This is a genomic window from Accumulibacter sp. (assembly GCF_029255145.1).
Taxonomy (GTDB): domain Bacteria; phylum Pseudomonadota; class Gammaproteobacteria; order Burkholderiales; family Rhodocyclaceae; genus Accumulibacter.
On record NZ_JAPUVQ010000048.1, the window covers coordinates 1 to 10,713 of the forward strand.

At 65.5% G+C, this 10,713-nt stretch carries 11 protein-coding genes; 1 reads left to right on the forward strand and 10 read right to left on the reverse strand.

The genetic code is table 11. From position 1 onward, the window contains the following. Nucleotides 1–287: 287 nt before the first annotated feature. Genes Q1L50_RS05270 through Q1L50_RS05300 form a run of 7 tightly spaced genes read right to left on the reverse strand, consistent with a single transcriptional unit; the run spans nt 288 to nt 6,002 of the window. Nucleotides 288–1,262 (reverse strand): pseudouridine synthase, encoded by a 975-nt coding sequence (locus Q1L50_RS05270; protein ID WP_300336464.1) that lies wholly within the window; start codon nt 1,260–1,262, stop codon nt 288–290. Continuing rightward, nucleotides 1,252–1,830 carry an SMC-Scp complex subunit ScpB gene (gene scpB, locus Q1L50_RS05275; protein WP_300336466.1) on the reverse strand — a complete coding sequence of 193 codons (579 nt, stop codon included), beginning with the start codon at nt 1,828–1,830 and terminating at the stop codon, nt 1,252–1,254. The genes Q1L50_RS05270 and scpB overlap by 11 nt, the downstream gene beginning before the upstream one ends. Beyond that, nucleotides 1,817–2,689, reverse strand: coding sequence for a ScpA family protein (locus Q1L50_RS05280; protein WP_300336468.1), 873 nt, complete (start codon nt 2,687–2,689; stop codon nt 1,817–1,819). Before Q1L50_RS05280 ends, scpB begins: the two co-directional genes overlap by 14 nt. A gap of 8 nt (nt 2,690–2,697) precedes the next feature. Continuing rightward, nucleotides 2,698–3,900 carry a tryptophan--tRNA ligase gene (locus Q1L50_RS05285; RefSeq protein WP_300336470.1) on the reverse strand — a complete coding sequence of 401 codons (1,203 nt, stop codon included), beginning with the start codon at nt 3,898–3,900 and terminating at the stop codon, nt 2,698–2,700. A gap of 17 nt (nt 3,901–3,917) precedes the next feature. Further along, nucleotides 3,918–4,565, reverse strand: a complete 648-nt coding sequence (locus Q1L50_RS05290; protein ID WP_300336472.1) for a site-2 protease family protein — start codon at nt 4,563–4,565, stop codon at nt 3,918–3,920. Between the two features lie 12 nt (nt 4,566–4,577). Continuing rightward, a complete protein-coding gene (locus tag Q1L50_RS05295) occupies nt 4,578–5,204 on the reverse strand; it encodes an L-threonylcarbamoyladenylate synthase (RefSeq protein WP_300336474.1) in 627 nt (208 codons plus the stop codon). A gap of 15 nt (nt 5,205–5,219) precedes the next feature. After that, the gene (locus Q1L50_RS05300) at nt 5,220–6,002 is read right to left on the reverse strand and encodes a PHP domain-containing protein (RefSeq protein WP_300336476.1); all 783 of its coding nucleotides are present in this window, start codon (nt 6,000–6,002) and stop codon (nt 5,220–5,222) included. Nucleotides 6,003–6,235: 233 nt separating this feature from the next. Here Q1L50_RS05300 and Q1L50_RS05305 point away from each other — a divergent pair, with 233 nt between their 5' ends. Then, nucleotides 6,236–7,135 (forward strand): recombination-associated protein RdgC, encoded by a 900-nt coding sequence (locus tag Q1L50_RS05305; protein ID WP_300336478.1) that lies wholly within the window; start codon nt 6,236–6,238, stop codon nt 7,133–7,135. Between the two features lie 69 nt (nt 7,136–7,204). On the opposite strand, the gene Q1L50_RS05310 is transcribed toward Q1L50_RS05305, so the two are convergent. The 3 genes from Q1L50_RS05310 to Q1L50_RS05320 all read right to left on the reverse strand — a co-directional run bounded on the left by Q1L50_RS05310 (nt 7,205) and on the right by Q1L50_RS05320 (nt 10,577). Continuing rightward, nucleotides 7,205–7,591 carry a hypothetical protein gene (locus tag Q1L50_RS05310; RefSeq protein WP_300336480.1) on the reverse strand — a complete coding sequence of 129 codons (387 nt, stop codon included), beginning with the start codon at nt 7,589–7,591 and terminating at the stop codon, nt 7,205–7,207. Beyond that, entirely contained in the window at nt 7,588–9,135 is a 1,548-nt protein-coding gene (locus Q1L50_RS05315) for a hypothetical protein (protein ID WP_300336482.1), read from the reverse strand. Before Q1L50_RS05315 ends, Q1L50_RS05310 begins: the two co-directional genes overlap by 4 nt. Before the next feature lie 362 nt (nt 9,136–9,497). Continuing rightward, nucleotides 9,498–10,577: a transposase gene (locus Q1L50_RS05320; RefSeq protein WP_300336484.1), complete on the reverse strand. Its 1,080-nt coding sequence runs from the start codon at nt 10,575–10,577 to the stop codon at nt 9,498–9,500. Between the last annotated feature and the right edge of the window lie 136 nt (nt 10,578–10,713).

Consider the following 10,713-nt stretch of genomic DNA (forward strand, 5'->3'; position numbering starts at 1 on the left):
CTTGCACTCCTAGCGACGCTTGGTCTATGCCATACGAAAATTATGGCCTTCGAAATAAAGTGCTACTCGCAATTCCGGAATTCTACCTACATTCCCGGCCGGGATCAGGAAATCTGAACTTAAACAGAGTTGATATTTGTCTTGACTATGGGGACCACTTTATGGCTGCCTGTCGTGCAATGACCGTTAGCCCCCTTGTGCGAAAGCTTTTTTTTCGCCTACCCCCAGGCTTTGAAAATACAGGGCTGGCGTACTCATGCTTCAGGGCTGCGATCCGGAGAGAGTGTTCAGCGCTCGCGCGGGCGTCGCGACGGGCGATCGGGCTCCGGATTTTCCATGTCAAAGCCGGCCAGCAGCCGCCTCACCTCGGCCTCGCTGAGTTCGAGAACCTGCCCGCGCTTCAAGCCTGGCGGCAGCGCGATGGGGCCGTAGCGGACGCGCATCAGGCGGCTGACGACGACCCCGACGGCTTCGAACATCCGCCGCACCTCGCGATTGCGGCCCTCGAAGAGCGACACCCGGTACCAGCGATTGGCACCCTCGCCGCCAGCCTCCTGAAAGCTCGCAAACTTGGCCGGCCCATCGTCGAGATCGATGCCATCGAGCAGGCGCTGGCGCGATTCGTCGGGAAGTTCGCCGAGAATCCGTACCGCGTATTCGCGGATCAGCTGATAGCGCGGATGCATCAGCCGGTTGGCGAGTTCGCCCGAGGTGGTCAGCAGGAGCAAGCCGCTGGTGTTGAAGTCCAGACGACCGACCGCCACCCAGCGTCCGACCGAAATCCGGGGCATCGCGGTAAACACGTTCGGCCGATGCTCCGGGTCGTTTCGCGAAACGATCTCGCCGTCGGGCTTGTGATAGATGACCACCCGCGGCAACCGGTTCGAGAAGCGCAAATTGACCAGCTTGCCGTTGACCTTCACCCGGTCACCCGGACTGACCGTCTGGCCGACGTGCGCCGGCTCGCCATTGACGTTGATCCGGCCGGCGACGATCAACTCTTCCATCTCCCGACGCGAGCCGATGCCGCTCTGGGCCAGCAGCTTGTGCAGACGTTCCGGCTTGACCGGCGCGTCCTGATGGCGCCCCCGCCCGGACGAATCGCCGGCGTGGCTGTGTCCCGCCGAACGTCGAGGAGCGCCCGCTGCGGCGGCCGAAGGTTCCGGCGAAGCCTCGGGCGGAAGCCGTCTCGCCGCCACCGGCGCGGTGGACCGTGGAGAACGGGAAGGGTCGGCAGTTGATCTGCGCTTGCTAGTGGCCATCAGCGAGGTCCAGGGTGGAATTGATCTGGTCGAGGGGCGGCAACTCGGCAACACTGCGCAAGCCGAGGTCGTCGAGGAATTTTCGCGTCGTTGCCAGCAATCCTGGCCGCCCGGGCGTATCGCGATGGCCGACGACGTCGACCCAGCCGCGCTCCTCGAGCACCCGGATCACCTGCGTCGACACCGTCACACCGCGGATATCCTCGATATCACCGCGCGTCACCGGCTGACGATAGGCAATGATGGCCAGCGTTTCGAGCACCGCGCGCGAGTAGCGCGACGGCTTTTCCGGATTCAGACGTTCCAGATACGGCATGTATTCGGCGCGCGTCCGGAAACGCCAGCCACTGGCCAGCTGCAACAATTCAGCCGGTCGCCCGCTCCATTCGCTACGCAACTCGTCGAGCAGGACGCGCAAGACGTCGACCCCGATCCGGTCCTCGAAGACCTTGCGCAGTTCGAGCAGCGACAGGGGTTCCCGGGTGCTCAGCAGGACCGCCTCGAGCACCCGTTTCAGGTCGCCGGGACTCTCTGGCGCGGTCGGCATCACAGGCTCATCGGAGATCATGGCGGACTCCCGGATCATTGGCCAGGCGCAGGTAGATCGGCGCGAATTCTTCGACCTGCGTCATCTCGAGCAAATGCTCACGCGCCAGCTCAAGCAGGGCCAGGAAGTGCACCACCAGCACCGGGGCGCCCAGCGCCGGGTCGAACAGGTCACCGAATTCGACAAAGCCGCCGGCGTCGCGCAGGTGGCGCAGGATCATCCCCATGTGCTCGCGCACCGACAATTCCTGGCGCTGCACCAGGTGATGGGTGTGCAGCCTGGCCTGCTGCAGGATCCCGCGCCAGGCATTCTGCAGATCCGCCGCATTGACCTCGGGCAGGCGGCGGAGCAGCGCTTTCTCGACCCACACCTCGACCCATTCGAAATCGCGCTCGGCCTGCGGCAGCGCATTGAGCGCGTACGCCGCAAGCTTCATCTGCTCGTACTCGATCAGGCGGCGAACCAGTTCCGCACGCGGGTCCTCGGCCTCGTCGCCCTCGACGGCTTTTGGTCTGGGCAACAGCATCCGCGACTTGATCTCGATCAGCATCGCCGCCATCACCAGGTAGTCCGCCGCCAATTCGAGATTCTGCGACCGCATCGCCTCGACGTAGACCAGGTACTGCTCGGTCAGCGGAGCCATCGGAATGTCGAGGACATTGACATTGGCCTTGCGAATCAGGTACAGCAGCAGGTCCAGCGGTCCCTCGAAGGCATCGAGCATCACCGCCATCGCATCCGGCGGGATGTAGAGGTCAAGCGGCAGCTGCGTCAGTGGCTGGCCGTAGATCCTGGCCAGCGGGCTGCTTGCAGCGGCCAGCGGCTGCTCGGTCTGGTCGATGGTCGCGCGGTCGCTGCTCATCGCTGATTGGAGGAGCACGCTGGCACTCAGCTGTAGTCCAGCCCCATCGCCGCGCGCACATCGCGCATCGTCTCGCGGGCCAGGTGGCGCGCCTTGCGGTTCCCGTCGGCGATGATCTCGCGGACCAGCCGCGGGTCGTCCAGGTAGGGTTGGGCGCGCTCGCGCATCGGCGCCTGCTCCATGAGGATGCCGTCGATCACCGGCTGCTTGCACTCCAGGCAGCCGATACCGGCGCTGCGGCAACCCTGCTGCACCCAGGCCTGACACGCCTCGTCCGAATACACCTGATGCAGCTGCCAGACCGGACAGAGGTCAGGATTACCCCGGTCGTCACGGCGAATACGCGCCGGGTCGGTCGGCATCCGCCGGATTTTCTGCGTCACCGAAGCGGCCTCCTCGCGCAGGGTGATCGTGTTGCCGTAGGACTTGGACATCTTCTGGCCGTCGAGCCCCGGCATCCGCGACGCGGCGGTGAGCAGCGCACCCGGCTCGACGAGGATCATCTTGCCGGTGCCTTCGAGGTAGCCGCCGAGGCGCTCGCGGTCGGCGTGCGCCAGGCCGGGGACTTCGTCAAGCAGTGCGTGCGCGCGCTCGATGGCTGTCTTGTCGCCGTTCTGCTGAAAGTGCGTGCGCAGTTGCGTGTACGCACGGGCACGTTTCGACCCCAGTTTCCTGACCGCCTCCCTGGCCTTCTCCTCGAAGCCCGCTTCGCGTCCGTAGAGGTGATTGAAGCGGCGAGCCACTTCACGCGAAAACTCGATATGCGGCACCTGATCCTCGCCAACCGGCACCTTGTCGGCGCGATAGATCAGGATGTCCGCCGACTGCAACAGCGGATAGCCGAGAAAACCGTAGGTCGAAAGGTCCTTGCTCTCGAGCTTCTCCTGCTGGTCCTTGTAGGTCGGAACCCGCTCCAGCCAGCCCAGCGGGGCCATCATCGACAGCAGCAGGTGCAGCTCGGCGTGCTCGGGCACCTGCGACTGGATGAACAGCGTCGCCTGGGCAGGATCGACGCCCGCCGCCAGCCAGTCGATGACCATATCCCACGACGCCCCGACAATGCCCTGCGGGTCATCGTACTGGGTGGTCAGCGCGTGCCAGTCGGCGACGAAGAACAGGCAGGGATGCCGATGCTGCAGGCTGATCCAGTTCTTCAGAACGCCGTGGTAGTGGCCAAGGTGCAGGCTACCGGTCGGGCGCATGCCGGAGAGGACTCGTTCTGCGTACATTGGCGCGCTCCGACGGCTCAGACGGAAAACTGAAAGATGAAATAGATCAGGCCCATCACCAGGCCCATCACGGGCGTCAACAGCCAGCTCAGGACGCCGGTGAACAGCAACAACAAGAGGATCGGAAAGCCGAAGCGCTCGAGCTGCGCAAAGCGCCAGGCGGCTTGCGACGGAAGCAGGCTGACGGCAATGCGGCCGCCGTCCAGCGGTGGCAGCGGAAAGAGATTGAGCACCATCAGCACCAGGTTGACCAGCATGCCGATCCGGGCCATCTCGGCCATCGGCAGACTGAAGAAATTGACCGGCAGCAACAAGACCATCTTCATCGCCGTCGCCCAGAACAGCAGCATCGCCAGGTTGGCGCCCGGCCCGGCGGCGGCGACCCACAGCATGTCGCGCTTGGGATGGCGCAGGCGACCGAAATTGACCGGCACCGGTTTGGCCCAGCCGAACAGGATGCCGCCCGCCCACAACGAAGCAATCGGCACCAGGATCGTCCCGATCGGGTCGATGTGCTTCAGCGGGTTGGCGGTGATCCGACCCTCCTGCCACGCCGTCGGGTCGCCGAAATGGCGTGCGGCATAGCCATGCGCGGCTTCGTGCAGGGTGATTGCCAGGGTCACCGGCAAGGCGGCGATGGCAATCGTCTGAATCATCTGTTCCATGCTCTCTGTCTCTCAATCCAGGCCAAGAGGCGCCAGCGGCCCCAGGCCGGCGCGGACCAGCAGCGGCAGCGCACCGGTCAGGTCAACGACGGTGGTCGGCTCGATGCCGCAGTTACCGCTGTCGAGGATCAGTTCCAATTGGCTTTGCAGCCGATCCTGAATGTCCCAGCCTTCGGTCAGCGGTCCGTCGTCGCCGGCGACGATCAGCGTCGAGGTCAGCAGCGGCTCGCCAAGCACTCCGAGCAAGGCCAGGGTCACCGCGTTCGCCGGCACGCGCAGGCCGATGGTCTTGCGTTTGGGGTGCAGGACGCGCCGCGGCAGCTCCCGAGTACCCTCAAGGATGAAGGTGTAGCTGCCCGGCGTAGTGGCCTTGAGCAGACGATAGCGGGCATTGTCGACACGGGCGAACTGGCCGATCTGCGACAGGTCGCGGCACATCAGTGTCAGCAGATGCCGGTCATCGACGCCACGGATGGCGCGAATTCGCTCGACCGCCGCCTTGTCGCCGAGGTGGCAACCCAGCGCATAACTGGAATCGGTTGGCAAGGCGATGACGCCGCCCTGGCGGACGACCTCGGCGGCCCGGCTCAGCAGCCGCGGCTGCGGATTGTCCGGATGAATCGAGATGTGCTGCGCCATCGCCCTCCCCCAGGCTCAGAACACATCCCAGATGGGCTTCAACCCATCCGGCAGGGGTGCCAGTTGGCCAAGATCGAAATAGCTCTCGCCGGGCCCGTGGAAATCGGAGCCGCGCGACGCCAGAAAGCCATACTCACGGGCCAGCCGGCCAAAAATATCGACGTGCTCCTGGGTATGGCTGCCGGACACGACTTCGATCGCCCGCCCGCCAAGGTCCTTGTATTCGGCAAGAAAGCGCCGCATGTCAGGCCGCGACAGCTTGTAGCGCCCCGGGTGCGCGACCGCTGCGAGACCGCCGGCGCCGCTGATCCAGCCCAGCGCATCGGCCAGCGTCGCCCAGCGATGATCGACATAACCCGGCCGGCCGGGAACCAGATACGACTCGAAGACGCTGCGCAGATCCTTGCGGACGCCGCTGTCGACCAGAAAGCGGCCAAAATGCGCACGACTGATCAGACTGGGATTGGCCGCCAGGCGCATTGCACCGTCGAAAGCACCATCGATGCCGACCTTCTCGAGTTCGGCCGAGATCCGCCGCGCGCGATCGATCCGGCCCGAGCGAATCGCCGCCAGACCGGCATTCAACGCCGGATCGGCGGGATCGAAAGCGTAGCCGAGAATATGGATCTGCAGCGACTCCCACTCGATCGAGATTTCGACGCCGTTGACCAGCGACATCCCCGCCGCTTCAGCTGCCGAACGTGCTGCCGGCAAGCCGTCGAGGTTATCGTGGTCAGTCAGCGCCAGCAGGTCGACGCCGTTCGAGGCCGCTCTGGCGGCGACCGCGGCCGCCGGCAAGAGACCGTCCGAGCAGGTGGAATGACAATGCAGATCACAGTTGAACACGGCAGAAGGCCAAGTATGGGCACCCAAAATTGTAAACTGCGCATGATAGCACAGCCGCCCGACGGCTCCCCGCCTGTAGCGACGCGCAAGGGATCCGTGGTTTCCGCAGTCAGCGCACCGCTCCGAATTGACCCCTTGCCAGCGCCCGATCGGGCCTATAATCCCCGACTTTTTCGAGGCCGCCCATGTGGTTCAAGAACCTCTACCTCTACCGCCTGCCCAAGAACTGGGCCGTCGACACCGCACAGCTTGAAGAACACCTCGCCAGGCTGACCCTGCAAGGCTGCAGCGCCACCGACCCACGAAGTATCGGCTGGGTGCCACCGCGTGACGGCGGCGCGCTGATTCATTCGGTAAACCAGCAGTGGCTGCTGGCGCTCGGCGTCGAGGAAAAGCTGCTGCCGGCGTCGATCGTCAAGCGCTTTGCCAACGACAAGGCGAAAGCCATCGAGGAAGCCGAAGGGCGCCGCGTCGGCCGCAAGGAGATGCGCGAAATCCAGGAGGAAATGACCATCGAACTCCTGCCGCGCGCCTTCATCCGCAGCCGCAGCACCCTGGCCTGGATCGACCCCGGCAACGGCTGGCTGGTCATCGACTCATCGTCGCCGGCGAAGGCCGAGGAATTCCTCGAACATCTGCGCAAGTCGGTCGACGGTGTGCCCGCGAAGGTGCTCAAGGTCACTCAGTCGCCGTCGGCGGCGATGACCGGCTGGGTGGCCGGCGGCGAAGCACCGGTGGGTTTCACTCTCGACCAGGATCTCGAACTGCGCTCGGCCGAGAGGGCCACCGTGCGCTACGTCAAGCACACCCTGGAAGGCGAAGAAATCCGCCAGCACATCGCCGCCGGCAAAGTCGTCACCCGCCTGGCGATGACCTGGAACGACCGCATTTCCTTCGTCCTCGACGACAACCTGCAGATTAAGCGGCTGGCCTTCCTCGACATCCTCAAGGAACAGGCCGAAGGCCAGGGCGAAAACGAAGACGAGCGCTTCGATATCGACTTCACCCTGATGAGCGGCGAAGTCGCACAACTGCTCGACGACCTGCTCACCGCCCTCGGCGGCGAACCAGCGACGGCGACCTAGCGGTCGCTGCGGTCACGGCACGGCAGTCGCGTTGGTCGTGGCTCGGGGCAAGCCACGGGCCTCGACAGATCAGCCCTCCGCCGCCGGTGCGCTCGCGACCGCCTCCGGCGGCGTCGCGCCGATACCCTGCCGGTGGAGCAAGCGCCGCGCGATCTCGGCAAGTCCCTGCTGATCCTGCGCCGACGGGGGTGGCAGGCGCAGCGCTCCGGTATACGCCGCCGGCGAGTAGATCCCCGGCAGACTGTCGTCGGCGTCCGCCGGCAAGAGGGCGATCACGGCCTCTGCGCCGAGTTCCAGGCCACGCGCTATAGACGGTCCATCGATCGTCGCCTGCGCCGATTCGACAACGACCACCTCGATCCGCGCTTGCCTTGCAGCGGCCACCCATCGGGCCAGCAGTCCAGTCAGCCGGACCGACAGACCGGCGCCGAGCGCAGCCGCCAGGCGCGCACTCAAGCCGAGAACGGTCTCCCAACTGCGGCTGTCCATTTGCAGCAGGACCGGACCGACGGGCCGCGCGTCGAGGGTCGAGGCGGTGACTTGCGCGCCGTCCGCATCGATCTGCTCATCGACGGCGGCCGCCAGCCGCTGCGCGAGCGCTGCGTCGGCCGCGTGGTGCACCACCAGCAGCCGGCGGATAGCCCGCGCGCGCGCGGCGCATTGCGCTCGCGACAGCCGGCCAGCCACGCCGAGCGAAGCGATGCCTGCGAGAAATCGGCGCTGTCGCGCAAGACCCCGACACCCGTCTGCGGCACGCCGTCGAGTTGCCGCGCCAGCAACTCGCTGCCGGCTGGCAACGCCTTCCAGAAAGCATCGCCCCAACCCGGCGTCGAGTTGCCGTCGATCACCAGCACGCGCGCGTCGCGCTCGGTGTTCTGCAACGTGTCCACCGCCGCCTGCCACGCCGCCGAACCGCCGTTCAACTCGCTGCAAGGCAGGCCGCTCCAGGCCAGCTCTGCCGGCCTCCGCATGCTCTGCCAGGCGGCTGCCTGCGCGACCCGGTTGGCAAACAGCGCCGGCAGCAGGCCGGCCTGCTGCGCCAGGCGCAGGTGCGCCCCGCGCACGCGCGGCGCGACAGGCGCCGGCGCGACCAGGGCAAGCGGGCCGCAGGACCACTCGCGCGCGGCCTGCAGCGCGCACGCCAGGGTAGCCGGTGCCGACGCGGCTTCCGGGAGAAAAAGCCACAAGGGCGTAGCGGACGATTCCGGCACCCGGCCGAGCAGCAGGCGCATCAGCGTGTGTGCGAACACCACCGCGATGATCGGCCAAACGTAGGGCAGCCACTCGACGCGGATCGCGATGCCGGAAATCAGTGGCTGCATGCCGGCCAGAGCGATGATCACAGTCACCGGCAGAAACGCCAGTACGGCGAACCAGCCGCTCTCGCCCGCGGCGCTGGCCGCCAGCATTCCCGAGAGCTGCAGCCGCGCAAGAAGCCGCGGCAGCAACACCGCGAAGAGCGTCGCCAACAACACGCCGGTCAGCGCTCCGGTCAGGTAGCCCGCGGCGGCGGCCATGCCCTCCAGCGGCGTCGCGAAGGCGCTCGCCCAGGCGAAGTTGGTGGCCGCCGGCACCACCGAGAGGCCAGCGCTGACGCCGGCCACCACGCCTCCCAGGCGCAGCAGCACACTGCGCCAGGCCAGCAGACGACCAGCCCGGCGGCAGGGTCCGCCGGCCTCCAGGCGGTTTAGCAGAAAAGCGCCCATCCACACCGCGCAGGCGGCGAGCAGGATGACGCTCAGCTCGCTGGCCGCTTCGCCCGCCAGATCGCCCCAGGCCATCGCGCCGATGCCGATGGATTCAGCGCCGACGCTGACCAGCAACAGGCCGCCGAGGCCGGAAGCAAGCGTCCCGAACAGCGAGCTGCGCCGCCGCAGAAATCCCGGGAACAGCAGCAGGACGCAGCTCCCGAACACCAGCACCAACCACACTTCGTTGGCGCGCAAGGCCCAGACGGTTTGTGCCGGCAGGCTGCCGACCAGCAGCAGGGGGGACCCCACGACGATGACCAGGACCAACGGTGTCCGGTTGCTTCATAGGTATGCCAACAACAATGGCCTCAGCTGGGCCTCATAGAGCGCCTGCGAGGCCGGTTTGTGAAAACAGTGCTTGAAGAACTGTCGCGGCCATTCTGAAACTGGTTCAAACCTGACGACGTGAAACTGGATTTCCTTCGCTTATGCAAATTGGAAACACTGGCTCTCTCTTCGCTGTTTGGCGCTTCTTCGGTGTTCTCCTCGGCGCCGTGGAACATCCGCTGTAGCCTCAGAGAAAGATTAGCTGCACAGGATGCTCCAGAGGCGTAACTCACGGAATATGCAGAGCTTTTCTTGTTCTTCAGGTGAAATGGTACGCGTCCAAACTATAACCGGCCGCTTTCAACCATTTTCGCGCCGGCGCGGACAAAGAACCGCAGGACCTGGCGGCTCACCTTGGAGGCGTAGCGGAATACCGGGGTGCTCCAGTCGGGGCGATCGGTCCCGTCGGTCGCGGAGGTCTGGCGCCGGTCCTGCTTGCGCAACGCTTTCTCGTCCGCGATTCCGTGCTGGCCCATTCTGCGGTGCACCAGCTGGGCCACCAAGAGGCTGGTGACAATGGCCAGGCGAACCTGATTCTCGATGGCCGCCAGGCTGGCGCCCCAGGCCTTGGCCAGGCTAAAGTCGTTCTTCCAGGTGTCAAAACACTTCTCCTCCTCCCAGCGGCGGGAGTAAAGGAAGGCGACGAGGCCGGGTTCGAGCTTGAACTCGTTGGTCAAAAACTCCACGAGATGCCCACGCCGGCTGCGGAAGGTGATCAGGCGCCAGTTTTGGCGGGAACTGCGCAAGGTGATGCGCAGATCCTTGAGCACCCCTTCGTTGGTCGGCACGTCCGCCACCGGCAAGGGCTCGGTAGAATCGATGCACAGGCTGGTTTTCATGCGCGTGATCAGGGTCACGCCCAAGCGTTTCTTCCCGTCATCCCAAAATGGCGCGTCGATGAATGCGCGGTCGACCAGCCACAGCGCACCCTTGTGACGGGTCATGGCCTGCACGGATTGATCGTAGTCGCGCAACAGCGTGATCTCGTGGCGACTGCGGGTATCGACGTGCACGTCGGTGGGACAGCCCAGGCGCACGTCGTAGAAGCTCAACAGCGCGTGTCCCTTGGGATTGTCCTCGCCGCCCTGGCGGGGCGTACACCGCCCGTAGTGGGCGCTTTCGCTCTGATACGTCCCATCCATCGCATACACCGGGCGCCCTTGCAGGGCAGGGAATTGCGCCAGACGATCGGGCAGCGCCGCCCGGGCCTCGCTGAGCAACGGCGCCATCGCCGCCTGCAAGACTGCGCGGCGGTGGCGCGAGGACAGCGCGTCCGACCAGGTGGAACGTGCCAACGGGACGCGCAGCGCCGTTCCCGGCTCCCAATGCAGCAGCGACTGCACCTGCTCGCGCAGCGTGCGCATGCCTTGCAGGTGCAGCAGTTCTCATTTCAAACCCACGCAAGGGGGCTGTTGGCGTAGGTTGGCGCACGAGGATTGGCAGACTTGGGCGATGAAGATTGAGGGAGACTCTGGCTGTTCTTAAAATAACGCTGTTAAA